At 62.5% G+C, this 24,104-nt stretch carries 25 protein-coding genes and 1 tRNA gene; 7 read left to right on the top strand and 19 right to left on the bottom strand.

Features of this window, described 5'->3' with window-relative positions; translation table 11 throughout:
* The first annotated feature begins 59 nt into the window (after positions 1-59).
* From VKT51_13180 to VKT51_13170, 3 genes are read left to right on the top strand one after another with little or no spacing between them, the layout of a single operon-like run.
* Positions 60-1,643 (top strand): HAMP domain-containing sensor histidine kinase, encoded by a 1,584-nt coding sequence (locus VKT51_13180; protein ID HLJ85120.1) that lies wholly within the window; start codon positions 60-62, stop codon positions 1,641-1,643.
* Entirely contained in the window at positions 1,636-2,280 is a 645-nt protein-coding gene (locus VKT51_13175) for a response regulator transcription factor (protein HLJ85119.1), read from the top strand. Before VKT51_13180 ends, VKT51_13175 begins: the two co-directional genes overlap by 8 nt.
* Before the next feature lie 48 nt (positions 2,281-2,328).
* Positions 2,329-2,856, top strand: coding sequence for a DUF4760 domain-containing protein (locus VKT51_13170; protein HLJ85118.1), 528 nt, complete (start codon positions 2,329-2,331; stop codon positions 2,854-2,856).
* A 108-nt stretch (positions 2,857-2,964) separates the two neighbouring features.
* Here the strand turns inward: VKT51_13170 and VKT51_13165 are convergent, their stop codons facing one another.
* Both VKT51_13165 and VKT51_13160 read right to left on the bottom strand, forming a co-directional pair.
* Positions 2,965-4,344 (bottom strand): KamA family radical SAM protein, encoded by a 1,380-nt coding sequence (locus VKT51_13165; protein ID HLJ85117.1) that lies wholly within the window; start codon positions 4,342-4,344, stop codon positions 2,965-2,967.
* A gap of 48 nt (positions 4,345-4,392) precedes the next feature.
* Positions 4,393-4,899, bottom strand: a complete 507-nt coding sequence (locus VKT51_13160) for an Lrp/AsnC family transcriptional regulator (protein HLJ85116.1) — start codon at positions 4,897-4,899, stop codon at positions 4,393-4,395.
* 300 nt (positions 4,900-5,199) lie between these two features.
* On the opposite strand from VKT51_13160, the gene VKT51_13155 reads away from it, so the two are divergent.
* On the top strand, positions 5,200-6,516 hold the full coding sequence (locus VKT51_13155; GenBank protein HLJ85115.1) for a hypothetical protein: 1,317 nt from the start codon (positions 5,200-5,202) through the stop codon (positions 6,514-6,516).
* Between the two features lie 89 nt (positions 6,517-6,605).
* A complete protein-coding gene (locus VKT51_13150; protein HLJ85114.1) occupies positions 6,606-7,664 on the top strand; it encodes a hypothetical protein in 1,059 nt (352 codons plus the stop codon).
* Between the two features lie 18 nt (positions 7,665-7,682).
* Here the strand turns inward: VKT51_13150 and VKT51_13145 are convergent, their stop codons facing one another.
* Both VKT51_13145 and VKT51_13140 read right to left on the bottom strand, forming a co-directional pair.
* On the bottom strand, positions 7,683-9,425 hold the full coding sequence (locus tag VKT51_13145; GenBank protein ID HLJ85113.1) for a diguanylate cyclase: 1,743 nt from the start codon (positions 9,423-9,425) through the stop codon (positions 7,683-7,685).
* A 175-nt stretch (positions 9,426-9,600) separates the two neighbouring features.
* A complete protein-coding gene (locus VKT51_13140) occupies positions 9,601-10,908 on the bottom strand; it encodes a PQQ-binding-like beta-propeller repeat protein (protein ID HLJ85112.1) in 1,308 nt (435 codons plus the stop codon).
* An 88-nt stretch (positions 10,909-10,996) separates the two neighbouring features.
* On the opposite strand from VKT51_13140, the gene VKT51_13135 reads away from it, so the two are divergent.
* A complete protein-coding gene (locus VKT51_13135) occupies positions 10,997-11,761 on the top strand; it encodes an SDR family oxidoreductase (GenBank protein HLJ85111.1) in 765 nt (254 codons plus the stop codon).
* Here VKT51_13135 and VKT51_13130 read toward each other — a convergent pair.
* The 4 genes from VKT51_13130 to VKT51_13115 form a co-directional block, all read right to left on the bottom strand.
* Positions 11,758-12,300, bottom strand: coding sequence for a GNAT family N-acetyltransferase (locus VKT51_13130; protein HLJ85110.1), 543 nt, complete (start codon positions 12,298-12,300; stop codon positions 11,758-11,760). The genes VKT51_13135 and VKT51_13130 overlap by 4 nt on opposite strands.
* 54 nt (positions 12,301-12,354) lie before the next feature.
* Positions 12,355-12,427, bottom strand: a tRNA-Thr gene (locus tag VKT51_13125).
* Positions 12,428-12,552: 125 nt separating this feature from the next.
* Positions 12,553-12,711 carry a lmo0937 family membrane protein gene (locus VKT51_13120; GenBank protein HLJ85109.1) on the bottom strand — a complete coding sequence of 53 codons (159 nt, stop codon included), beginning with the start codon at positions 12,709-12,711 and terminating at the stop codon, positions 12,553-12,555.
* Between the two features lie 168 nt (positions 12,712-12,879).
* Positions 12,880-13,278, bottom strand: a complete 399-nt coding sequence (locus VKT51_13115; GenBank protein HLJ85108.1) for a hypothetical protein — start codon at positions 13,276-13,278, stop codon at positions 12,880-12,882.
* Between the two features lie 133 nt (positions 13,279-13,411).
* Between VKT51_13115 and VKT51_13110 the strand changes: the two genes are divergently transcribed.
* The gene (locus tag VKT51_13110; protein ID HLJ85107.1) at positions 13,412-14,173 is read left to right on the top strand and encodes an alpha/beta hydrolase; all 762 of its coding nucleotides are present in this window, start codon (positions 13,412-13,414) and stop codon (positions 14,171-14,173) included.
* Between the two features lie 10 nt (positions 14,174-14,183).
* Here the strand turns inward: VKT51_13110 and VKT51_13105 are convergent, their stop codons facing one another.
* From VKT51_13105 to ispD, 11 genes are all read right to left on the bottom strand, one after another.
* Positions 14,184-14,870: an ABC transporter ATP-binding protein gene (locus tag VKT51_13105; GenBank protein HLJ85106.1), complete on the bottom strand. Its 687-nt coding sequence runs from the start codon at positions 14,868-14,870 to the stop codon at positions 14,184-14,186.
* The gene (locus VKT51_13100) at positions 14,867-16,075 is read right to left on the bottom strand and encodes an FtsX-like permease family protein (GenBank protein HLJ85105.1); all 1,209 of its coding nucleotides are present in this window, start codon (positions 16,073-16,075) and stop codon (positions 14,867-14,869) included. The genes VKT51_13105 and VKT51_13100 overlap by 4 nt, the downstream gene beginning before the upstream one ends.
* An 88-nt stretch (positions 16,076-16,163) precedes the next feature.
* Positions 16,164-16,964 carry a hypothetical protein gene (locus VKT51_13095; protein ID HLJ85104.1) on the bottom strand — a complete coding sequence of 267 codons (801 nt, stop codon included), beginning with the start codon at positions 16,962-16,964 and terminating at the stop codon, positions 16,164-16,166.
* Between the two features lie 139 nt (positions 16,965-17,103).
* On the bottom strand, positions 17,104-17,541 hold the full coding sequence (locus VKT51_13090) for a hypothetical protein (GenBank protein ID HLJ85103.1): 438 nt from the start codon (positions 17,539-17,541) through the stop codon (positions 17,104-17,106).
* A 58-nt stretch (positions 17,542-17,599) separates the two neighbouring features.
* On the bottom strand, positions 17,600-18,247 hold the full coding sequence (gene sigH / locus VKT51_13085) for an RNA polymerase sporulation sigma factor SigH (GenBank protein HLJ85102.1): 648 nt from the start codon (positions 18,245-18,247) through the stop codon (positions 17,600-17,602).
* An 82-nt stretch (positions 18,248-18,329) separates the two neighbouring features.
* Entirely contained in the window at positions 18,330-19,142 is an 813-nt protein-coding gene (gene rlmB / locus VKT51_13080; GenBank protein HLJ85101.1) for a 23S rRNA (guanosine(2251)-2'-O)-methyltransferase RlmB, read from the bottom strand.
* Positions 19,129-20,592 carry a cysteine--tRNA ligase gene (cysS, locus tag VKT51_13075; protein HLJ85100.1) on the bottom strand — a complete coding sequence of 488 codons (1,464 nt, stop codon included), beginning with the start codon at positions 20,590-20,592 and terminating at the stop codon, positions 19,129-19,131. Before cysS ends, rlmB begins: the two co-directional genes overlap by 14 nt.
* A complete protein-coding gene (cysE, locus tag VKT51_13070) occupies positions 20,573-21,244 on the bottom strand; it encodes a serine O-acetyltransferase (protein HLJ85099.1) in 672 nt (223 codons plus the stop codon). The genes cysS and cysE overlap by 20 nt, the downstream gene beginning before the upstream one ends.
* 171 nt (positions 21,245-21,415) lie before the next feature.
* A complete protein-coding gene (gene gltX / locus VKT51_13065; protein HLJ85098.1) occupies positions 21,416-22,903 on the bottom strand; it encodes a glutamate--tRNA ligase in 1,488 nt (495 codons plus the stop codon).
* Positions 22,900-23,403 (bottom strand): 2-C-methyl-D-erythritol 2,4-cyclodiphosphate synthase, encoded by a 504-nt coding sequence (gene ispF, locus VKT51_13060; protein ID HLJ85097.1) that lies wholly within the window; start codon positions 23,401-23,403, stop codon positions 22,900-22,902. Before ispF ends, gltX begins: the two co-directional genes overlap by 4 nt.
* On the bottom strand, positions 23,400-24,104 hold the full coding sequence (gene ispD / locus VKT51_13055; GenBank protein HLJ85096.1) for a 2-C-methyl-D-erythritol 4-phosphate cytidylyltransferase: 705 nt from the start codon (positions 24,102-24,104) through the stop codon (positions 23,400-23,402). The genes ispF and ispD overlap by 4 nt, the downstream gene beginning before the upstream one ends.

Below are 24,104 nucleotides of genomic sequence, written 5' to 3'. Positions count from 1 at the left end.
GCGCCGCGGCAGCGCTCCCCCGGAGGCTGCTATGAACCCCGCACAGAACCTGCTCGGCCTTGAAGCCGCAATACATCCCGATCGCATGCGCCGTGCTGCTGCTTACGGCGTTTGCGATCGACATGTTCACACCGCAACTGTTCATCGCGGCAATACTCTTGAACGCGCCTATAGCGCTCACGAGCTTCGCGTTCGACCGGCGCCTCACGATTCGGATCGTCCTCGCGGCGCTCATCGCGAACGCGATCGCGGGCTGGTATAACGCATACCACGAGGGCCATTGGGACCGCATCGCCGTTGAGAACCGCGTGCTGGCCGCGATGTCGTGCATCCTTGTGGGCGCGCTCAGTATCGGAACGCAGCGCGCGGCCCGCTCGGTCGCCGAGATCGAAGTGCGGCAACGGCAGGTACAGCGCGAGCGGACGCTGCGCGAGTCGTTTGAGGTCATGCGCACGTCGGTCAATCGCGAGATCGTGCTGCGCGCGATCGCGCGCGAATCGTTACGTGTCTTGCAGGCGGATGCGGCTGTGGTCTTCGCGCGCGGCGCGGGCTCGTTCGCCGAGGAACAATACCTCGCGGAGAGCGGAGTGCGCGACGTCGATCTCCGACGCGCGCGACCGGCGCCGGAACTCGCTTCGATGCTCACGCGCGTGAGGGAATCCGGTCAAGTCGCCGTGCTCGCCGCCACGGACCCGATGAGCCGATTCGCTCTCGACACATTGGGTGCGGCTCATGGTATCGCCGTGCCTCTCGGCGGCAAGGCCAACAGCCAAGGCCTGATCGTCGTCTTGCGCAAGAACGCGGAGGAGCCGTTCGACGCGGAGATGTCGACCGTCGCGCAGACGTTTGCCGATGAAGCGGCCGCCGCGATCGCGCAGGCGGACCTTTTCATGGAGCTCGCCGCGAAGAACGAACAGCTCGAGACGGCAAATGGAGCCGCCGTCGAGCGCAGCGAGGTCATCCGCGATATCGTCTACGCGCTTTCGCACGATCTTCGCACGCCGCTTGCCGCCGCCCGCGTGACGATGCGGCAGGCGCTTGACGGCGCGTTCGGCGACCTGCCGCCGGCGTACGTCGAAATACTGCGGCGCACGATCGATTCCAATGATGAGCTGCAGCGGCTCGCCGAAACTCTGCTGATGGTCGCCAAGTACGAATCGGGCGAACAGTCTCCGACGCGAACTCTCGTCGATCTCGGCGTCCTCACGAACGATGTCATCGCAGAGCTGGAACCGCTCGCTCGCGACAATGGAGTGAGCGTCAGCCGCGTGCCCGGCGACGTCGCGCGCTCGATCTCCGGAGACGAGAGCGAGCTGCGCCGCATGCTCGTCAACTTGCTCGCAAACGCGGTAGCGTCGACGCAGAGCGGCGGGCACGTCACCGTCTCTGTCAAGGACGACGGCGGTCAAGCGGTTTTGCAGATCCAGGATGACGGCTTCGGGATTCCGGAGGCGCAGCGAGCGACGTTGTTCCAACGGTTCTCTCCCGGTGCACGCCACGGAGCCGGGTCGGGACTCGGTTTGTACATCGTACGACGGATCGCCGAGAGTCACGGCGGCCGCGCCACATACGAACCGGCGACGCCGCGGGGCAGCCGCTTCACCGTGCTTCTTCCGCTTCCGATCGACGCACCGCGTGCCTGATCGTATCCGGGTCATCGTCGTCGAAGACCATGCCTTGACGCGTGCGGGTCTTGTGACCGCGCTTGCGCGCGACGGCGGATTCGAGGTCGTCGGCGAAGCGGCGGACGGTCCGAGCGGATTTGAGTTAGCCACGGCACTCGCGCCCGACGTCGCGGTCGTCGATATCGGCTTGCCTGGCGAAGACGGTATCGCGCTCACCGGCCGGATCCGCCACGCGCAGCCGAAGACGCACGTCGTCATCCTCACGATGCACGATCTTGAAGACGAGGTGATCGCAGCCCTTGCCGCCGGCGCCGATGCATACTGCCTGAAGGCATCGCGCCCGGAGCGTGTGCTCGACGCGGTCAGAATCGCAGCCGAGGGCGGCGTGTACTTCGATCCTCTCGTCGCCCACGTCGTGCTGCGTGGATTCGGCCGCCCGCTCATGCCTGCTCGAGCGACCCTTTCGCCGCTGACCGAACGGGAGACGCAGGTCTTGGAACTGATCGCGGGCGGCAAGTCGAACGCGGAAATCGCGGCGAACCTTTCGATCGGTTTGGGCACCGTCAAGGGCCACATCCGCGATATATTGGAAAAACTTTCGGTCGCGGACAGGACGCAAGCCGCGGTTGAAGCGTTTCGCCGCGGTCTGATCTGAAGGATCGTCTGAAGGGGCCGACTTCACGTCGGCCCAACCTCGATACCGATGATCTCCGTCGACGTCCTTCTCCCGCTGCTCTCGACGCTCGTCGCGCTCGCGGCCGTCGTGTTCACGACGATGATGATGGCGCGTCAGACGCGGCAGATCGAGCACGAGCGTAACGCGCTTGCGCTCATCGAAGCGATCGATAGACTTTCATCGCCCGAGGTGGTGGCCGCGTTCTACGAACTGGCCGGCGTCAACGAGCGCTATCCGACGGATATCGATCTGCGCGAGAAATTCCCCGGATCCGCTGACGAGCGCGCTCTGTTCGTCGTCGCCCAGTTCATCGAGACGATTGCGTGTCTCGCCCGGCGTGAGGTGCTTGATGCTTCGCTGATCGTCGATGCGGTCGGGCTGCTGCTTCGGACGCGGTGGGCCATGATCCAGCCGTTCGTCGAGCGGCAGCGCACGTTGGCCGGCAACCCGTACATCTACGAGAACTTCGATTGGCTTGCGCGCTACAGCGCGTGGTGGAAGGACGAGCCGCGGCCGAAGCGTCCGAACTACGATCCCGCGCAATTCTCTGTGTAGGGCGGGCCTTTACGGCCCGCCGGCGTTATGTAGGGCGGGCCTTTATGGCCCGCCGTCGTTATGTAGGGCGGGCCTTTATGGCCCGCCGGCGGACCGTAAAGGTCCGCCCTACAAGGCTTTTGCGCGGGCGGCTTCGATCATCTCGCGTTGCATGTTCTCGTCGCGCCAGCGGGCTTGCGCTTCGGGCTGCAGCTTGTCGATCGGATCGAAGTAGAGGAACGTCTTCCCCGGCTTGACGCTTGGCGCGGTGTAGACAGCGATGCCGTTCTCCGGATCGTAGTATTCGTAGCTGTGCAGATCGCGTTTACCGCCGCCGCCGGGTGCGTCGCAAAGGAACAGCGGTGTGTTGAATCCGGCGGTCGAACCGCGGACAAATTTCTCGATGTCGACCGCTGTCTGAATGGTGGTGCGCAGGTCTTCCACGCCCTTCACCATGTCGTGCATGTACACATAGTATGGATGCACGTTCAAATATCCGAGGCGCTTGACGAGCAGCTGCATGGTCTTCGCGTCGTCATTCACGCCGCGGATGAGAACGCTCTGATTGCGCACCATGATGCCGCGCTCGAACAGCAAGCGCATAGCCTTCTCCGTGACCCACGTGATTTCGTTTGGCGAATTGAAATGTGTATGCAGCATAACGTCTTTGCCGAGCTTGCGTCCTTGGTCGACGATAGACGTGAGCGCATCGGTCCACGCGACGTCGGTCAGGATCTTGCTCGGCAACACCGCCGGTCCTTTGGTGGCAAAACGCATGCGCCGGACGTTCGGCATGGCCAACAGCCGTTCGCCGATAGCTTTCAGGCTCTTCGCGGAGAGCTGATATGTGTCGCCGCCGGAGATGACGATATCCTCAAGTTCCGGACGCGACTCGATGTACTTGAACGCACGCTCCCATTTCTTGGGATCGGTGGCGAGCACGGCCTTTTCGACCGTTTCCGTATCTCCGCCGATCGCATACGAGCGCGTGCAGAATCGGCAATAGACCGGGCAGACGTTGAGCGGCAGGAAGAGCGCCTTGTCCACGTAGCGATGCGTGAGCCCCGGCACGGGCGCATCTTCTTGTTCGTGCAGCGAGTCGAGCGAAAGCTGCGGATGATCGGGCAGCAGGCGCGATGCAAGCGGGATGAACTGCGTGCGGATCGGATCGCCATATGGGTCGCTCCAGTCGATGAGCGATATCATATACGGCGAGACGCGCACCTGCATCGGCGCGCGCATGAAGCCGCGCTTGGCGTCTTCGATAAATTCGGGGGATGCGAGCTTTTGGATCGTGCTCAGCAACTCGTCGGGCGTCTTGACGGAGTGGCGGCCTTGCCAGATGTGGTCCGAGAACGTTTTCTCGTCCACGGCTTCGTAAGCGGGGATATGGCGCCAAAACTCGCCCTGACGAAGGTTCTTGTACTCGAAGGCTTCTGGTCCGACGGGCGGTTTGAGCGCGACGATCGGTTCTTCGGCTGCGGCGGATGCTGCGTTAACGGCGGTCATCGATTCCTCATGAGGTGAGTGTGAGATTCGTACGCGGCCGGCGCGCGATCAGCGGACGCTGCGCAAGCGCCGCGGCTGCGATTCTGCGGCCTGGGTGAGCTCGAGGCCGCCGCGTTCGAACGGCGAGGAGAGCACGATGGTGGTTCGCGTGCGCACCATCCCCGGAATCTGCTTGAGGCGAGCGAGAAAGTCGTCCAGATGCGTTGTGGAACGCGTGAGCACTTTCAAGACATACGTCTCTTCACCGGCGACACTGTGGACTTCGCAGACTTCGTGCATCGCGGAGACGTTCGCGGTGAACTCGTCATACTTGGTCTCGGCGGATGTAAAACAACTCACGAAAGCCGTTAGCGCGAGGCCGAGACGCGGACCGTCGAGTTGCGCGGCGTAGCGGCGCACGTAGCCGCGCGCTTCCAAACGCTTCACCCGATCGTGCACCGATGGTGCCTTCAGGCCCACGAGAGCGCCAAGTTCTGCGAACGTCGTGCGCGCGTTGCGTTGCAACGCATCGAGCAAACGGATATCCAGTTCGTCCAGATCAGGTCCTTCGATCATCGTCAAGGCCGCTCTCCAAGAATAGCCATTTATTAGGCATTCACAGCATATCACGCCGTATATTTCGGCGCAAGCGATGTCTCCATCGTATGGATGGACCCTGCGGTACCAGAGCGCGTGAATTGCAATCTACGGGACAGGCTGGTCGTGCGAACCTCGGGCGCAAATGCGTATGACGTCATCGTATTTGCCTTCGGTTACCGTTTGGCATCAGGCATTAGGCTTAAGCGCCCAAGGGTCGCGGTCTGCCGCATCCGCAAAAAGCGAATCGGATCAATTTCTTTTCCGCGAAAGATGCACATGCCAAAACACGGCTATATCGTCTTCGTCCTCGTATTTGCGCTGGCAGGGTGCGAAGCAACCACGCTCCCGCATACGATCTCGGCCGTTCGGCCCGCAGCGCCGCTGCACAGCAGTCGCAATGCACCGCAGACGATCGCGATGACTCATTTGTCGAACTTCGAGGACATCGGACAGGACGGGCATCGGACGAAAGTGTCCTGGCAGTCGATGAGCGCGTACCTCACGGCAGATGAACCGAGCAGCCCAACGGAATCTGATCTTGCGGCGGCCGCAGGCGAGCGCGTCGGCTGGTACAGCGATGTTGCGATTCTGCACGCTAGCGACGCCCTGTTCACATCGGATGAGACGACGTTCGCGCACGATTGCGGCGGCAATCGGATCACGAGCGCGTATGCAGGCCAGACCATTTACCTGACGGACCCGCACTCGACGCATCTCTTGCGACTCTGGATCGCGCAAGCGCGAAACGTCGTTGACGAGAGCGGCTACCACGCCGACTATGTCGATGCCGATAGCGTCGACGATCTGCGTAAGTTCGCGGCTCGACCGTGCAACAACGCAGGGCACACAGGCTTCGACGAATATGAATGGACGCACGCGACCGCGCAGATGTATGCGGCATTCGAGCAGCGCACGGGACTTGCGATTCTCGCAAACGCGCTCTACACGCCGTCGCCGAACGGCGGACATCGGATCAGCCCGGGCATCGCGCTCGCTTTCGCCGTGTGGGGCGAGATGACCGAGGAGTGCTACGCCGACACCGAAGGCTCGGGCGTGAATCCGGGTCCGGCCGAAAGCGCTTGGACGGCGCAGGAGACTGCCGAAATCGCGATCATGGCGACCGGCAAGAATTGGTTTTGCAGCGGCGATTACGAAAACGGCACCGACGCGGCGGCGGCCATCCCCGAGCGCATGTATCAGCTCGCTTCGTTCTTGCTCACGTATCAGCCGGCGCAGGCGTCCCTGAAGCAGCCGTGGCTCACGGGAAGCAATTTCCGGCAGAACAAAGAGACGCACCTCGTCGCGCTTGACCCCGTCGCGCCTCAACCCACGGACATATCCGGACTCATGACCCCATCCGGCGTCTTCGCGCGCGAATATGCAGCGTGCTATCTGTCGGGCGTTCTCGCCGGTCCGTGCGTGGCGATCGTGAATCCCATGAAGACCGCGGCGCTTGCGCGCGGATACGACAATTACACCCATACGCTGGCGGTGACCGGGTCGGATCCGTTCGACGGCGGCACCATCCGCGTCAACGGCCCGGCCGCACCGTCACTCCTACCGCCGGTGTCGGGATATATTCTCTTTCCCTGAGGCTAGGCTCACAATATGTGCATCCCGACCGGGATTCGGTCCCACATCGTCGTATGCGCAATGTATGAAATCATGGCCGCAAGCATAAGATGTATCAACGCAAGATAAATCCCGCTGAACCAGTGCAAGTCGACTTCGAGCGCCACGGGGTCGTGCTGTCATCCGATGGTTCGGATTGGGAAGCATGGGGCGTCATCAATCCCGGTGTTGCGAGAAGCCGTCAGGGCGAATTGCTTCTCTATCCGCGTAAAGTCGCGCAAGGCAATGTGTCGCGCATCGGGTTAGCGCGAGAAGGCACATCTTCGGGCGGTCATTTCGAGCGCCTCGGCGTCATCGTCCACCCGGAGACCGACTACGAACTCAGATCGGAGCCGGGCGGATTCGGCTGCGAAGACGCGCGCGTCACGTTCATCCCGAAGCTCGACAAGTACATCATGGCCTACGCGGCGTTCGGCAGACAGGGGCCGCGCATCGCGTTAGCGACATCAGATGACGGTTACCAATGGAAGAAACTCGGTCCGGTGCTGTTCGCGGACGGTGCGCTCAACGCGCTCGACAATAAGGATGCCGCGTTCTTTCCCGAACCGGTCTATTCGCCCGCCGGCGTCCTTTCATTTGCGATGTATCATCGGCCGATGCTTCCGTTCAGCGTGAACGGCCAAGCGCCGATCTCGACGATTCTTCAACTCGATCCGGCGGACAGGGAATCGATGTGGATCGCCTACATGTCCGCCGAGAGCGTGCTCGAAGATCTGGAGAATCTGCGCTATCCGCGTGAGACCGTCCGCGTCCTTCCCGTCGATTCTGAATGGGGAAAGCTGAAGAACGGCGCCGGCACGCCTCCCGTCCGTTCCCGCGCGGGTTGGCTCTCGATCTTCCACGCGGTGGACAGTCATGGCCCCGACCACGATCCCAAGCGAACGTATAGCGCCGGTATCGTCATTCACGACCTGCATCAACCGCATCGCGTACTCTACCGCTCGCCCGAACCCTTGATCGTGCCGCTTACCATCGACGAAAGCGTCGGCATCGTCGACAACGTCGTCTTCCCGACCGGACTCGACGTGATCTCCGACGGCGTCTACGACGTCTACTACGGCGCGGCCGATCACAAGATCTTGCGCGCCAGGTTGAGCGTCGAATTTTGAAGAGCTTCGAGCGTTAAATCAGGCGGATCCGAGCTGCGCCTCGTGTTGCCGAGTGCCGCGACGCTTGGATTTGTACATGACCAGGTCGGCTTGGCGAACCAATGCCTCGGCGTCATCGCCGTCTTGCGGGAATATCGCCATGCCGACGCTTGCGGTCACGCGGATGTCGTTCCCGTCCAGTGTGAACGGATCGGAAAAAGCACGCAAGACCGCGTTGCCGACGAGCCTGCATGCCTCGGGCGACGCCAGGGAATTGAGCACGATCAAGAACTCGTCGCCGCCGGAACGGGCTACGGTGTCGATCTCGCGCACGCCCGCGCGCAGCCTCTCGCCGACGAGCACGAGCAGCCGATCGCCCGCGGCGTGTCCGAGCGTGTCATTGAGTTCTTTGAAGTTGTCGAGGTCGAGGAAGAGCAACGCACCGCTGCAATCAGCACGGCGCGCGAGAGCGATTGCCTGGCGCAGGCGGTCGAACAGCAGCATCCGATTGGGCAATCCGGTGAGTGAGTCGTGCTGCGCGAGATACTCCAGCCGGTCTTGAGAGCGTTTGCGCTCCGTGATATCCAGAGCCGTGCCCATGAGTCGAACAGGATCCCCCGTGGAATCTTCTTCCACTGTACCCTGTGCGCAGAGCCAGCGCACCGCTCCACCCGGCATCGCGACGCGAAAGTCCACGCTGAACGGCTCGCGCAACGCGCACGCCGAGCGCAGCACTGCCGCGACGTTCTGCCTATCTTCCGCATAGATGCCCGCGATGAACGTCGTGAACGTCGACGTCGCCATCGTCGGCTGCATTTCAAGCAGGCGGCGCAGTTCTTTTGAACACGTGAAGACGTCTCTTCGGATATCCCAATCTAAGCTGCCGATGTGGGCGACGCGCTGCGCCTCGCGCAGCGCTGCTTCTGCCGTCTTGGCCGCGTGGGCGGCGCGACGCTGCTCAGTCTCGATATCGTGGGCCATGTCGGTGAATGCAGACGCTAGACGGCCGAGTTCGTCGGGCGCTTGCGTATCGAGATCGATTCGGTAATCGCCGCGCGCGATCTGATCCGCCGCGCGCAGCATCGCTTTGAGGCGCACGGAGATGCGGCGGGTCACCGATGCGGTGAGCAGCAAGCCGCTCAGTTCGACGGTGAGCGCGGCCGCGAAAAGTATCGTGAGGATGAGGCCGGTCATCCAGCGCGAGCCGTCGCCGAGCGTTGAGGAGAAACGATCTTCGACAACGGTCAAGCTCGCGTTCACGTCGCCGATCTGCGCGAGCGTCTTGGCGGCGGTCCGCGGCGGTTGCCCCGAGGTGATCTGAGCGTGCAGCTGCGTCGCGAGACCTTGGATCTGGCTGAGCAGCGAATCGCCTTCCGTCCAGTCCGCGATCGCGTCGGAGATATAGCTAATGCGGTTGAAGCGCTGGAAAAGCGCGATCATGCCTGGGATGTCGCTTGGATTATTGCCGCCGCGAAGGAAGCCCTGATACTCCTTGTTCCAATCGGGATTCGGCTTTGACATCTCCAGACGCGCCGCACGGTCGCCGAGCGAGACGCCGAGCAACGACCTATAGGCGGCGTATTCTTTGGGATCCCGCGTGCGGCCGTATGCCTCGAGGTGATAGACCGCGTCCTTTTGAGCTTTCGACCAGAGGCCTTCGCCGCCCACGTAGGCGCGAACGGCCGAGAGCGTGTGGATGGTGAAGACGAGCGCGGTCAATTCGGCGCTGATCAGGAGCACCATGATCCCGAGGACGAGGTAGAGACGTTGAGAGATCGACATCCGAGCCTATCTGTCGGAGACGCCTCGGCTGGCCCGGCGTACCGGTAGTCTATGCTTGTACTATCGGCCCCGTGAGGACCGCACGGCGTGTGACCGCAGTCACTGCACGCTCACAGCGTGGTGAGAATAGAATTGCTCAAAGTCACGAGGTATTAGGTACCCGCCGCTTGCTGCCTTAATCGAGTGCGTAGACGTTGCCATCGGTGCTTCCGACGAAGATCACGCCGTCGTCGATCGCGGGTGAAGAGAGAAATGCGCCCACGGTCATCATCCGCGCGAATCCCGTGATCAAGTCGTCGTAAAAATCGGAGGCGTAAGCCGGGGCGTAGTTGGGGCTGCCGTCGGCTTTGGTGAGATCCGGCCCAAGGCGTTTTGAAGCATCCGTCTGAAACGACCACGCCGTCTGCCGCTTCGTCAGATCGATCGCTGTGAGCACGCCTCGCCAGGAGCCGAGATACAGCATGTCTCCAGCGACCGCCGGCGACGCAAATTCCGGCCAGCCGTGGAAATCCTCGGAGAATACTATGGACCCGTCGCCGGCGTTGACCGCATAGAACAGCCCGCTATCCGATGTCGCGAAGTACACCTTGCCGTCGCGAACCGCCGGCGACCCGATCACCCACGACCCGTGCATGTCGAGCGACCATTTCTTGTCTCCGGTCTGTTCGTCGAGGGCATAGAGATGCGAGTCGCGACAGCCAAAGAACACTGTGCCGTCCATGACCGCCGCCGATGATTGGATGCCGACCTGATTGTGGATGTCGGGATCCACGCCGGTCTTGAAGCGCCATCGCATTTTGCCGCTCAGCGCGTCGAGCGCATAGAAGTAACTATCCCAACTCCCCACAAAAAGTGTGCCGTTATCGATCGCCGGTGATGCGTGGACGATGTCGCCGGTCTTGAAACTCCAAAGTTTTTCGCCGGTCTTTGCGTTCAGGGCGTACACGTGGCCGTCGCCGCTGCCGAAATACACCGTTTCATGCCAGATCGCCGGCGATGAGAGATACACATCAAACGGATCGGGCATGGTCTCGTCCACCGGCTGCGAGCCATGGAGATGCGTGCCTTCGAATCGGCGCTCCCCACCGGTTTTGAACTTCCAAAGGAGCTTGCCATCGTTTGCGCTCAGCGCGTAAAAGTTGCCGTCGTAACTGCCGAAATAGACGGCGCTCCTCCAGATCGCAGGTGACGAAACGACTCGGCTGCCTGTCTTGAAATGCCAGAGCGATTTGCCGGTTGTTTCGTCGAGCGCGTACATATTATCGTCGGCGCTGCCGACATAGACGACGCTATTCGCCACGACCGGCGACGAGTTCACATAGCCGCGCGTGTGGAAGGCCCACTTCACGTGTGCCGCTTGGGCTACAGGCGGAGAATCGTAGACGCCGGTGTGATCGAGGTCTCCGCGGAACATCGGGGTATCCGCGCCGCGCGCGGGGCTGCACAACGCCGCGAACAGCGCGACGATCAATATTTTTCGCATTGTGCTCGTCGCGTTCGGCGTTCTGAGGGCCGGAACCATGCCACCCCGGGTGCCGTGCTACTGCCATGCGACCGATCGGCAGGCCCATATGCGCGGGTGGCAAACCGCCGACATCATGGAGCTTGCAGGTCATACCGTTCTCATCACCGGCGGAGGTTCGGGCATCGGCCGTGCCCTTTCCGGCCGCTTCGCCGAGGCTGGAAGTTCGGTCGTGGTGTGCGGCCGTCGCGAGAGCAAGCTGCGCGAGATCGAGACCGCGCTTCCGGGCGTACGCACGCGAGCATGCGATCTCTCGACCGCGGCCGCGCGCGTTGAACTCGTCGAATGGGTGATTCGAGAGTTCCCGCAGCTCGACGTGCTTGTGAACAATGCCGGCGTTCAACGCCGGATCGATCTCACCGCGCCGGAATCATGGGAACACACGCACGAAGAGATCGCGATCAACTTCGAGGCACAGGTACATCTGTGTTCGCTGCTCATCCCGTATCTTCGCACGCAGCAGCATCCCGCGATCGTGAATGTCACGTCGGGATTGGCGTTCGTGCCGCTTGCGGCCGTACCGGTCTACTGCGCAACGAAGGCGGCGTTCCACTCGTTCACGCTGAGCTTGCGCCGGCAGCTCGCCGCGACCCCGATCGCGGTCGTCGAAGTGGCACCGCCCGCGCTAAACACCGATCTTGGGGGTCCGGGCACGCACACGCAATTCATGGCGTTGGATGAGTTCATCGAGGCGGCGATGGCGCAGTTGGAGGCCGGCAGCGAAGAGATCACCTACGGGTTTTCGGAGCAGGCGGCAGCGGCTTCCGGCAAGGAACGCGCGCAGATATTCGAGCGAATGAACGCGTCGCGTTAGGTTCTTTGGGACGTCATCAGCCGAGCGCGTTGCAGAAAGACGGTCGGCGCATCGTTGAAGAGTCCGCGTTCGAAGGCCTCGTAACCGATTTTCTCGGCCACTCGCAGCGACGCGAGGTTTTCCGGATCAATCATGCAGACGGTTCGCGGCGCGTCGATCTTCTGGTCGGCCCAGGCGACCGCCGCGTGAACCGCCTCAGTGGCGTAACCCATCCCATGCACCTGCGATGCAAGAACCCAACCGACCTCGGGTACGTCGCGCATGCGCTCGATGGTGTCGCGTTTGAAATCGGCGAATCCGACGTCCCCGATATAACGGCCCGTCTTCTTCTCCTCAACGGCCCAGTATCCGAACGGCACGTGCTGCCAGTGGCCGCCATACGCGAGCATTCGCAGCCAGCTTTGCGTTCGCGTTGACGGTTTGCCGGATATGTAACGAACGACAGCTGGATCCGCCCAGACTGCTGCACAGGCTTCGAAGTCTTCGAGCCGATGGCCGCGGAGCTTAAGACGATCTGTCTCGAGAATCGGGACTAGCATCCCGTTGCGATTTAGGATAGCGCAGTTGGCGTCCTGCGGTCGCCTGATCGGATAAGCCGACGGAGGGACTTGAACCCCCGACCAACGGTTTACAAAACCGCCGCTCTACCAACTGAGCTACGTCGGCGCATGTAGAAGACGCGCGACGTTGCATTTCTCTTGACGATTTCTTCATTCCCGTTGTCACGGGATCTGTCGAGACGGCTCCGCGCGGCGGACAACACCGCGCGGAGTCGGCACGATATCTGGGATCTAGGCCACGGTTCGCCGCCCAGTAAGCAGGTTGATCACGAAGATCACGAGGGCGACAACCAACAAGAGATTGATCAGACCGCCGCCGATATGCGCGACAAGGCCGATAAGCCAGAGCGCGAACAAGATCACGATAATCGTCCAAAGCAGGTTTGCCATTTTTTATGCTCCTCCAAGCTCCGGATGTCAGCGTGACTCCGGTCCCGTCAACGCTGATTCCCTTGGCGCGCCTTTTGCAAACATGGTTTGAAACGCGACGAAACGGGAATAACCGTTTGCAAAGGTTAGCTTGTTTGAGCTAAACTTCGTTTTCGCGTCCGTGACGCATCATCGATGTTTGAACCCCGCGTATGTCAGATAGATACCGAGCAGCAGAGCTGCTCCCACATCTGCATAGAAGAACTGCTCGTACGCTGATCCCCACACGACAATCCCGACCGATGCCGGCGGCGGAAAGAACAGGAAAGCCAGCCCCTTCAGCAGCGTGAGCCAACCGACGATCGTGACGATGACCGGAAGTGCGCCGCCGGACCAGATTTTGTGGCTCAGTATCAGCGCCAAACCGGCGGCGACGACGATCAAACCGAAGAAGAACAGCAACGGGGCGTCGTGAACGAGAGCCGTCACCATCTGAATGGTGGCTTGCTTGTTTATTCCCATCGGGATTGCAGCGAGAATACAGTAGATGCCGATGAGCTTGCCGAGAAAGGCCGTCCGCTGCGCCATAATATCCTCCAATGTATTCAGCCTAGGACGAAAAGAGCGTTCACCAACGCCGGATCGAACCATTGTGCGCTCGACGTCGCGCGACTTTCATTGCGTCAAGGTGGCTCCCGACGGGCATTCGAATCCGTGGCGCATGGCTCGCCGCGTCTATGACGCTGACGCGTTCACCTACTATCCAGGCCGCATGGCACGGACTCCCATCATCATGCTCTCAGGCCTGGTGGCGGGCGATTGGATCTGGATAGAAGTCCGCGACGCATTGATCGCCGCCGGCTACCCATGTGTGACCATGCGCGATCCGATCGCGGTGACGCACAGCTCCATCGCAGCAGCGGCGGTTGAACTCGGGGAAATGCTCGACCAGTTCTCGATCGAGCGCGCCACGATTCTCGGCGCATCGCTGGGCTCCGCGGTCGCCCTCCTATACACTGTTAACAATGCGCACCGCGTCGAAACGCTCGTCTTAAGCGGTGCTCCGGCCATGGGCGGCAGAACTCTCGGCATCGCGTCCTTCGGGAAACTCACGAGGAGCATCGCGTTCGATGTCGCTCGCGGGTTATTCCACGATCGGTCGCGGATCGCCGACGAACGGATCGAGCACGCTTTCCGGCTGTTTCTCGACCGGCGGCATCTGGCAAATATGATCCGTCTGCTGCGAGAGGCGCAGTCGCTCGACGTCGCGGTCATGCTGAGAAAGCTCGAAGTCAGCACGCTCTTGGTCTGGGGCGACGACGACAAGGTCAGCGACTGCACCGATTGGGCGTGCTTGAGCGAACACGTCAAAGACGCCACGTTCGTGCGGGTCACCAAATGCGGCCACTTGCCGATGGTGGAACAGCCGGCGCGCTTCACATCGGCGCTGTTCGCGCACATGGGCGCCACGCAACTACGGTGAGGGCTGGCGGCTATCGAGCCGCAGGTTCCGCTAGCGCCCCATCGCTCAAGTAGACCACGCGATCAGCGACGTCGGCAATGCGGCTATCGTGCGTCACGATGAACACCGTGCACCCGCGCTCTTTCGCCAGTGCCCGCAACAGGGCGATCACCGCATGACCGCTCTCGGAATCAAGCGATGCCGTCGGCTCATCCGCGAAGACGACGCTTGGATCGCACGCAAGCGCGCGCGCGATCGAGACGCGTTGCTTCTCGCCGCCTGAGAGATCGCGCGGATGCGAACCTGCACGGTGACCGATTCCAGCGCTCTGTAAGAGATGGTGCGACTGATCGCGCGCCGCGGCGCCGCGAACGCCTTTCAGGTGCAGCGCCAGCTCCACGTTCTCGCGCGCGCTCAATGCCCCGAACAGATTGAACCCTTGGAAGACAAAGCCGAAATGGCGCCGTCTGAAATCCGCAGCGTCTCGCCGCGTCAGCGCGGTGATTTCCGTATCGTCGACGTACACAGAGCCGGTCGTCGGCGTGAGGATTCCCGCGAGCACGGAGAGCAGCGTCGTCTTGCCCGAGCCCGACGGGCCCATGAGCACGAGCACCTCACCGCCCGTGACATCGAGTGAGACGTCCTGAAGCGCGCAAACGCGCGCATGCCCCGAGCCATACACTTTGTGTAACCCGCGCGCCCGCATCGCCGTGCTCATGCTTTGAACACGATCGCGGGATCGACACGCGTCACGCGCTGCATCGCGAATACGGCGGATAGCACGCACATGCCCACCGTGATCGCAAGCGCCTGCAGCGCGACCGCAGGGGAGATCAAAACGAGCAGCCCGCGCTGCGCCATGGCGAACGCCGCGACCCATTCGCTCACGAGAATGCCGGGTAAGAAGCCGACGACGGCCATGAGCACAGCCTGCGTGATGATGATCTTGTGCAGCGTCCAGTCGGATGCGCCCATGGCTTTCATCGTGCCGTACTCGCGGATATGATCGGAGACCGACGTGTAGAGGATCTGGCCGACGACGGCCATGCCGACGATCATGCCCACGACGGCGCCAAGACCGAGAATGAAGCCGAGACCTGTGCGCTTTTCCCAGTACGTCTTGGTGACGTCACCCATCTGCATTTTCGTATACGCGTCGGTGCCGGGAAGCGCGCGCTCCAAGTCCCTCTGTACTTTTGCGATGTCCGCGCCGGGCTTGACGCGTATCAGCACGTAGCTCAAGGACGTATCGGGGCCGAGCGTGTCGAGCGCGCCGACCGGAAAGCCGAAATATGCCGCCAAGGGGTTGAACGACTTCGTATCAATCGCCGGTCCAAGCTGCAAGTATGTCCGTTCGTTCGGCAGCGACGTATAGATCAACGTAGCCGAGACGATCGGCTGCGTGCCTTGCGTCAGCGCCACCAGACGAAGCGTCGTGTCTCCGATCTCGCCGGTGTCGCCAATTCCGTGCAGATTCATCGCCGACAGATTCGCACGGTCTACCAGAAACGTGTTCTTCGCGCGTAATTTACGCAGGTCAGCATCACTCACGGGGCCCGGGCGGAAAAGCGTGCCGTCCGGATCGAAGCCGACGACACGGACCAACTCGAGTCGATGTTGCGGTCCTTTGAATGCCGACGTGCGCACGACCATCGGTTCGGCGCTTGCGACACCGGCGACGTGGCGCGCCTTGTCCAGATCAGCGTAGGGTATCGGCAGGGTCAATTCGACGTAGCGCATGTCTTGCGCGCAGACCCAGATGTCTGCCGTCGATTCATCGATGAGCAAGCCGGCTGATTTGACGAAACCGGCGTAGATGCCGGTCTGGATCGCGATGAGCGCGACCGCGAACATGATGCCGGCGAGCGCGACCGCAAGCCGTCCTCGGTCCTCGATCAGGTTTTTCCATGCGAGCGACGGCACGGTCGCCGCTTCTCTTACGCGATGAGGCGGTCCTCGGCGCTCGAGTTCGGGCGCCGCGCCGCGGTGTGACTACAGGCTTGCGATGTGGTCAAGAGACAAACGGATTGTCCGAGTTGACGGTCAGCGCCGAGACAGCCGCGCGCAGATCCTGATAGGCAGTGGTCTTGCCCGTCAACGTCGTGTAGTTCGCGGAGAGCGTTGTGCCTGCGGCCTGCACGATGTTCGGTATCGTGTAGCCGAGCGAGCGCAGCCAATAGAGATAGACGATAGCGCAGCCGGTTGAGACCGAGTCTTGATCGGTTGTTTCGGTCTGCGAGATCCAATCGGGATAGCCGGCCTTCGCCCATGCGGGCCCGGTGGCAAATGCGTCGAGCGTGCCCGCGGGTGTCTCAACCTCGGCGCAAAAACGAGATAGGCCTTCACCGTTGCTCGAGCCGCAGCCCCATCCGCCGGCTTGCAGACCCATGAAGCACTCGCTCAACTCGGCGACGTAGAGCCCTACCTCGAGATCGAGCGCGTTGACGGTCGTGTTCGCGAACGTCGCGTCGAGGTAGAGCACGCCGCCAGACGTGAAGTCGCAACCGTAGTGGTATGCGCCGCCGGTGCCATCGTTGTTTCCGCTCAGCGGGGCGACGATGACGTCGGCCGCACTTCCCGTGACCCCGAAGAACGACTGCATATCCAAGTAAGGCCCGACAATCGCGTTCAATAACTGCTGAGCAAGCGCCAGCCCCGGCGGTCCAAGCGAGGGATCGTAGTAGACCGTGATATTGCCGGATACACCGAGCTGGGTGGCCGGATAGTCGAACGTCGATGCCGCGGCGATCTCTTCAGCGGTGCGTTGCCGGCGCGATCCGCCGGTCGGGAGAAGTTCTTTTCGAGTATTCATGCCGGCCTCTCAAACTTTCTGACGCCTTCCGCGCAGCCGCCGGCGCGCTCCTGTCGGGAACGTCTGCGCGGTCCAGCGTGAATTAGAGTGGGCCGACTAGCGTCGGCCCCTTCAGTACCGTTCCTTCGTTGCGTGGCCGTCAGATCGAGCGGGGGCAGACGGAGCGGAGCGAAGCTTCGGCGTTTGGGTTCGCGCGAGCCGACATCGGACGGATGTACGCGGCCATGATACGGACGTTCTGCCATATCGCCGTGATCGATTCGAGACGCGCAGGCTGGCCGAATGCCGAGCCGATCTTCACCGTCAGCGTAGCGGGGTGACCGCCGCAAATCGTGACGGGTTTGCCGGAAACGGTTCGGTCTTCGCCGGGCGCGAGGTCGCCGGGCCGCGTCACGAGCACTTCTTCACCCGGATTGCGAGGATTTGTCCAAAGCCGCGAACCCTCGTGCGGCGGCAGCGCCGTCCACCCAGCCGGCGGCGTGAATGCGAAGCCATCGAGCGGATCGGAAGCCGCGCATGCGCAGAGTAATCCCAAGAGAGACAAAATGGATAGGCGGACCATAAAGGTCCGCCCCACATGTGTCGTCCGAGCGTAACGGCGGACCATAAAGGTCCGCCCTACATTCATCTTCGTCTTAGTAGAGGTCGACTTCGCTCAAGTTCTTTTCGATCTTGCGCTTGACGCGCTGGAGCGCGTTGTCGATGGACTTGACGTGCCGGTTCAAGTCGCGCGCCATCTCCTGGTACGATTTGCCCTCGAGATAGCTCAGGAGCACTTGCGACTCGAGGTCGCTCAGATTCTCCTGGATCCGCTCCTTGATGTCTTCCGAGACTTCCTGATTGATCACCAGTTCCTCGGGATCGGACATCTTGGCGCTCGCCATGACATCCAACAGCGTTCGTTCGCTGTCTTCGTCGTAGATGGGCTTGTTCAGCGAGATGTACTGGTTCAGCGGGATGTGCTTCTGGCGCGTGGCCGTCTTGATGGCAGTGATGATCTGCCGCGTGATGCACAGCTCCGCAAACGCGCGGAACGACGACAATTTGTCGGCGCGGAAGTCGCGAACGGCCTTGTACAGGCCGATCATTCCCTCTTGGATGATGTCCTCTCGGTCGGCGCCGATGAGGAAGTAGCTTTTCGCTTTGATGCGGACGAAGTTCTTATACTTATTGAGCAGGAACTCCATGGCGAGATTGTCGCCACATTTCGCTGCATTTACGAGTTCTTCGTCGGCGCGTTCGCTATAGTCTAGGTTTTCTTCGGTCTGATGGAGTGCCGCCAAGTGTGTTGTCTACCCCCGATGATTAGAGCGGCTCTGCCCCTCTTTTTATCCTTTGTGATTATAGGTGTGCGCAGGGCGGAAGTCAAGGATTGACGGGGCTTTGACCGCTTGTTCTGCTCGTCACAAGCTTTCGTTGCGACCTCTGACGCACCGCCTCGAAGAGCATGATCGCCGAGGCAGATGACGCATTCAGTGATGCTATCTTCCCCTGCATCGGGATTCTTGCGAGCAGGTCGCATCGCACCAAAGCCAAGCGGGATATGCCTTTGCCCTCCGCGCCGATAACGATCACGCAACGCCCCGTTAGATCGACCGAGGTGTAGTCGGGCGTGCCGGGCGCCGCGGCGGTGCCGATGACCCAGCACCCTTCGCGCTTCAAATCCTCGAACGCCCTGACCAAGTTCGGGACACGGGCAATCGCCAAGTGTGAAGCAGCTCCGGCTGCCGCTCGCCGAACCGATGCGGTGACGGACGCGCTCCGGCGATCCGGCAGCACCGCTCCCACAGCGCCCGCGGCCTCGGCGTTGCGCAAGATCGCGCCGACGTTATGCGGATCTTCGATGTGATCGAGCGCGACGACGATCGCGTCATCCCGCTCGCGGACCGCGGCGAGCAACGTACTCCACTCTGCATAACGAAATGGCGGCGCGATCGCCACCACGTGTTGATGGCGCGCGTCGCCGAAACGGCGGAACATCGCCTCTTCTTCTATTTCAACGCGCGTGCCGCGCGCCGCGGCTTCTTTGAGGACGACCGAGAGCTCGCGATCGGCGGTACGCCGTTTCCCGACGATGATGCGCTCGAGCGGCTCGCCGGCGGCTATCGCTTCCGCAACGGCGTGAACGCCGAAGATATATTCAGACTCGCGTCTTGCCTCCGGCTTACTCGGATTCAATGACGGTCCACTCGGATCCGGATTTCGAATCTTTGACCGCGATGCCCGACTTCAGCAGCACGTCGCGCAGGCGATCGGACGCGGCGAAGTCGCGCGCTTCGCGCGCGGCCAAGCGTATAGCGACAACGCGGTCGACGAGCTTACGGTCGTCCGAGTGGCCGTCACCGGCGATAATGCGCAAACTCAAACGGGCCGCGTCCGTCAGACGCAGTGAAGATTCGGCTTGAGTCAGACCGGCTTCGTCGACCGTCGCCGGCAAGCCGAGCACAGCCAGGCAGCGCTCGGCGAGCGCCACGGCGGCCTGCGGTGATCCATCGCGCTGCGCCGCAGCTGTGCGTTCCGCCTTGAGCCGCTTCTGAAGCCAGCCGACGGCGCCGGCCGTGTTGAGATCATCGTCCAAGAGCGCGTCGAATTCTTCGGCGTCGGCGGCTTGATCGGTGCGCGCCGGGCGCGCGCCCGCGGCGACTCGCAGCGCCTCAATATCAGCGTACAGGCCGCGCAGACCTTTGGTGGCCGCTTCGAGCGCAGAATCCGTGAAATTGGTGGGCTTGCGATAGCCGGTCTGCAGGAAGAAATAGCGGATGGCCGCCCAGGAATGCCGCTTCAGCAGATCGACCAGCGGCATGAAATTGCCGAGCGACTTGCTCATCTTCTGACCGTCCACGTTGAGGAGCCCCGCATGCATCCAGATGGCCGCCATCGGATGCAAGCCCGTGCAGCTCTCAGTCTGCGCGATCTCGTTCTCGTGGTGCGGGAAGATCAGATCGGTCGCGCCTCCATGGATATCGATCTGATCGCCGAGATGGCGGCGCGACATCGCCGAGCACTCGATGTGCCAGCCGGGGCGGCCCGGTCCCCACGGGCTCGGCCACGTCGGCTCCCCCGGCTTGGCTTTCTTCCACAGCGCGAAGTCGAGCGGATCGGCTTTCTGCTCGCGCACTTCGATGCGCGAACCCGCCTGGAGCTCGTCGATCTGGCGTCCGCTCAATTCGCCATAACGGGCAAAAGACTTCACCTTGAAATAGACGCCGTCCGCCGTCTCATACGCTTTGTCCAGCGCGACGAGCTGCGCGATCATCGCGACGATCTCATCCATCTCGGAGGTGGCGCGCGCGAGCACGTCGGGCTCGGCGATACGCAATTGTCGGGCGCATGCTTCGTACTCGCCGTAGAATCGCGCCACGACGTCCGTCCACGGCGTCTTATCTGCAGCCGCCCGTTCGATGATCTTGTCATCGATATCGGTGACGTTCTGTACGTAGCGTACCGTGAGGCCGCGCGAACGCAGATGACGCCGCAAGACATCGAAGGTCAGAAACGTACGCGCATGTCCGAGATGCGGATGCGAATTCGGCGTCATGCCGCAGACGTAGATGCTCACTTCGCCGTCATGCAGCGGTGTGAGATCGTCCGTGCGGCGCGTCCGGCTGTTAAAAAAGCGGATCGGCATGCGACTCCTCGCTGCGGTCGCGGGCTTCCAGCGCCTCGATCCGGCGCGTGAGCGCTTTGATCGCGTCGTCCTCCGGATCCGGCATATCGACGTGTGGGATGACGGGTTCCTCGACTTTCTTACCGTTTTGGAAGACGACGCGTCCGGGCACGCCGACAACCGTGCTGTCCGGTGGAATGTCCTTCACGACGACCGCCCCGGCTGCGATTTTTGCTCCTCGACCGACGGTGATCGCTCCGAGAATGATGGCGCCGGCTCCGACCACCACGCCGTCTTCGAGCGTCGGATGGCGCTTGCCGCGCTGCAGGCTCGTGCCGCCGAGCGTCACGCCTTGATAGAGCGTGCAGTCGCGGCCGACTTCGGCGGTCTCTCCGATGACGACACCCGTTCCGTGGTCGATGAACAATCCCGCGCCGAGTTCAGCCCCCGGGTGGATTTCGACGCCGGTGAAGAACCGCGTGACATTCGCGAGAAGACGCGGCAGAACCGGAATGCCCCATCTCTGCAGCGGATGGATGAAACGATACGCGAACACCGCATGAAAACCGGGATAGCTCAAGAGCACGTCGAGCGCATTGCGCGCAGCCGGATCGCGCGCGAAGCACGCGCGCCAGTCTGCGGCTATCTTACGGAAGATCGATTCGTGACGCATGGGGTTCGCTTCTGCTCTGCTTGCCGGCGCGGTCGGGGCCGCGTACGATTGCGCTTAATAGGAAGACGGGCGCATGCGGCGCTCGCTCAACAGCAGCAACAGCAGCCGCAGCAGCAGCAGCAACAGGTCGGTTCGTTCGTGGGCGTCTCCACTGTCATCACCGCGCTTGGTTCAAGCCGTCGGCGGCCTGTCCTCCCGCGCGAGCGACCGGCGGATGCGGCGTACGACGAGTTCCGGCCCGAGAAGCGCGAGCAGCAGCGGCAATTCGTGGCCGTGTTCCGATCCAGTGACCGCTGCGCGCACCGGCCGGAAGAGCGCTCTCCCTTTCAGGCCGTGGCGCGCGCCGAGCGCCACGATCGCATCGCGGCTCACCGCCGTTGCCCAGGCAGGCGCATTGTCCTTGGCGGATTCAGCTTGCGTGGCGAGTTCGAAAACCATTGCACGGGCCGCCGGATCGGCAAGCGCGTCCGCCATCGACGGCTCGAGTTCCACGTCGGGCGCGAAGAGCGCGCTTGCCTCGCGCGGCACATCGCTCAATTCATGGATGTGGTCTGCGAGCGCGCGGTCGAGCAGGCGCCGCCACGCAGGATCTCTGAACGCCGGAAGCGTTGCGACCACCGGGCTTTGACCGGCCCAATCTGCGATCAGCTCTATCCGCTGCTCGTCGGGCAGCCTGCGCACATAGTGTGCGTTGAACCAGCGCAGCTTCGCGTGATCGAACACGGCAGGGCTTTTGCCGACACGTTCGAGCGAAAATGCTTCTACCAGATCGGCGAGCGAGAAGAACTCTCGATCGTCTCCGGGCGACCACCCGAGCAGCGCGAGATAGTTGACGAGCGCATCCGGAAGGTAGCCCTGGGCGCGATATTCCGCGACCGCTGTTGCACCGTGCCGCTTCGAGAGTTTCTGATGGTCCGGCGCGAGGATCATGGAGACGTGCGCGAAGAGCGGCGGCGGCAACTCGAGCGCCTCATATAAGAGCACTTGTCGCGGCGTATTGGGGAGGTGCTCGTCGCCGCGGATGACGTGCGTTATCTCCATCCCTGCGTCGTCCACGACTGCCGCGAGATTGTAGGTGGGCAAACCTTCGGATTTCACGATGACAAAATCGCCGATGGTGTTGCCGGGGAAGTGCACCGAACCGCGGATCAGGTCTTCGACGTAGATGTCTCGCGACGGCACCGGAAAACGCAATGCCGGCTTTCGGCCTTCCCGCTCTCGCGCGGCGCGCTGCTCGGCGGTCAGATCGCGGCATGTGCCCGGATAGCGCGGCGGCAATCCTTTCGCTTCCGCGTCTTTGCGCGCCGCGTCCAACTCCTCCGGCGTGCAGTAGCATGGATACGCGCGGCCGACTTCCATGAGACGCGCCGCGGCCAGCGCGTAGGTGTCGCGGCGATCGGTTTGCCGGTACGGCGCGAAGGGGCCGCCGATGTCCGGTCCCTCATCCCATGCGAGGCCGAGCCAGCGCAAATCGTCTTGTATGACTTTTTCCGATTCCAAGGATGAGCGCGCGCTGTCGGTATCTTCAGACCGCAGGATCAGCGCGCCGCCGTGTTTGCGCGCGAAGAGATAGTTGAAAAGTGCGGTTCGCGCGCCGCCGACGTGGAGTGAGCCGGTGGGGGCCGGCGCGAACCGTAGCCGCGGTCCCTTGTTGTTCATTCCTCGTCACTTGCCTGGAATGCCGGCCTCGCAGGCTTCACGCTCGCGATCGCATACGCCGCGATGCCGCGGCTCTCGCCTTCAAATCCCAGGCCCTCGGTCCGTTTCGCTTTGACGCTCACGAATGCGGTCGTCACGTCGAGTGCGCGAGAGAGATTTGAACGCATCTGACCGATGTACGCGGCGAGCGCTGGCCGTTCGGCAACAATGGTGCAGTCGACATTTCCAATCACATGATTCTCCGCCGCGATAAGCGCGACGGCTTGGCGCAGGAGATCCAGGCTCCGCGCACCCGCGAAACGAGCGTCGCCTGCGGGGAAGTGCGAACCGCAATCACCGAGCGCGAGCGCGCCGAGCAGCGCGTCGATGACGGCGTGCGCCACGACGTCGCCGTCTGAATATCCGTCGAGACCTCGCGCGTACGGCACCTCCACACCCGCAAGGACGAGCAGCCTTCCCGCGACCAGCGGATGTGCATCATAGCCGAAGCCGACCCTCATGTCGCGCCCAAACGAGCGCGAGCGATATGCTCGGCGATTATCAGGTCTTCGGGCGTCGTGATCTTCACGTTGTCGTACGACCCTTCGACGATGCGCACGGCCGTCTCGCCCGCTGCTTCTACGAGCATCGAGCAGTCGGTGCCGACGAATCCGCCTTGCTCCGCGGCTGCATACGCGCGCATGAGAATGCCGAATTCGAACGCCTGCGGCGTCTGCGCGTGCCAGAGCGCCTCGCGCGGGAGCGTTCGGGCGACGGCTCCGCCTTCGCCCGCTTGTTTCACAGTCTCTTTTTCCGGCACAGCGAGGATAGCCGCCCCGCCTTCGCGTGCAGCCGCAAGCACCGCTTCGATCTGCTCGCCCGTGACGAACGGTCGGGCGCCGTCGTGCACGATCGCGATCGCGGTCTGCGCGGGCGCCGCGCGCAAGCCGGCGTAGACCGAATCCTGGCGCCGCTCGCCCCCGCTGACGACGGCGCGCACTTTGCCGCCGCCGCGGTCGCGCGAGAGAGCGACGAATGCTTCATGCTCGTCCGCTTCGCACACGACGACGATGTCCGTCACGAGCGGACACGCGGCGAACGTTTCGAGCGACCACGCGGCAAGCGGCTTGCCTTGGAATGCGAGCAGCTGCTTGCGCGATCCGAGCCGGACGCCGCGACCGGCAGCCGCGAGGATCGCGGTGACCGCGCCGACGCCTGTCAC

It is taken from the genome of Candidatus Eremiobacteraceae bacterium, assembly GCA_035295225.1.
Classification (GTDB): domain Bacteria; phylum Vulcanimicrobiota; class Vulcanimicrobiia; order Eremiobacterales; family Eremiobacteraceae; genus JABCYQ01.
The sequence above is the reverse complement of the archived record's forward strand: the minus strand, read 5'-3'. Positions and strand labels throughout refer to the sequence as shown.

Excerpts from the sequence above, each read along its gene's own strand:
- cysE (HLJ85099.1), bottom strand. The coding sequence starts at position 21,244 with ATGCGTCACGAATCGATCTTCCGTAAGATAGCCGCAGACTGGCGCGCG.
- VKT51_13140 (HLJ85112.1), bottom strand. The coding sequence starts at position 10,908 with ATGCGAAAAATATTGATCGTCGCGCTGTTCGCGGCGTTGTGCAGCCCC.
- VKT51_13115 (HLJ85108.1), bottom strand. The coding sequence starts at position 13,278 with ATGGCGCAGCGGACGGCCTTTCTCGGCAAGCTCATCGGCATCTACTGT.
- VKT51_13095 (HLJ85104.1), bottom strand. The coding sequence starts at position 16,964 with ATGAATACTCGAAAAGAACTTCTCCCGACCGGCGGATCGCGCCGGCAA.
- VKT51_13155 (HLJ85115.1), top strand. The coding sequence starts at position 5,200 with ATGCCAAAACACGGCTATATCGTCTTCGTCCTCGTATTTGCGCTGGCA.
- VKT51_13150 (HLJ85114.1), top strand. The coding sequence starts at position 6,606 with ATGTATCAACGCAAGATAAATCCCGCTGAACCAGTGCAAGTCGACTTC.
- VKT51_13135 (HLJ85111.1), top strand. The coding sequence starts at position 10,997 with ATGCGCGGGTGGCAAACCGCCGACATCATGGAGCTTGCAGGTCATACC.
- VKT51_13145 (HLJ85113.1), bottom strand. The coding sequence starts at position 9,425 with ATGTCGATCTCTCAACGTCTCTACCTCGTCCTCGGGATCATGGTGCTC.
- VKT51_13105 (HLJ85106.1), bottom strand. The coding sequence starts at position 14,870 with ATGAGCACGGCGATGCGGGCGCGCGGGTTACACAAAGTGTATGGCTCG.
- gltX (HLJ85098.1), bottom strand. The coding sequence starts at position 22,903 with ATGAACAACAAGGGACCGCGGCTACGGTTCGCGCCGGCCCCCACCGGC.
- ispF (HLJ85097.1), bottom strand. The coding sequence starts at position 23,403 with ATGAGGGTCGGCTTCGGCTATGATGCACATCCGCTGGTCGCGGGAAGG.
- VKT51_13120 (HLJ85109.1), bottom strand. The coding sequence starts at position 12,711 with ATGGCAAACCTGCTTTGGACGATTATCGTGATCTTGTTCGCGCTCTGG.
- cysS (HLJ85100.1), bottom strand. The coding sequence starts at position 20,592 with ATGCCGATCCGCTTTTTTAACAGCCGGACGCGCCGCACGGACGATCTC.
- VKT51_13130 (HLJ85110.1), bottom strand. The coding sequence starts at position 12,300 with ATGCTAGTCCCGATTCTCGAGACAGATCGTCTTAAGCTCCGCGGCCAT.
- VKT51_13160 (HLJ85116.1), bottom strand. The coding sequence starts at position 4,899 with ATGATCGAAGGACCTGATCTGGACGAACTGGATATCCGTTTGCTCGAT.
- VKT51_13110 (HLJ85107.1), top strand. The coding sequence starts at position 13,412 with ATGGCTCGCCGCGTCTATGACGCTGACGCGTTCACCTACTATCCAGGC.
- VKT51_13170 (HLJ85118.1), top strand. The coding sequence starts at position 2,329 with ATGATCTCCGTCGACGTCCTTCTCCCGCTGCTCTCGACGCTCGTCGCG.
- VKT51_13165 (HLJ85117.1), bottom strand. The coding sequence starts at position 4,344 with ATGACCGCCGTTAACGCAGCATCCGCCGCAGCCGAAGAACCGATCGTC.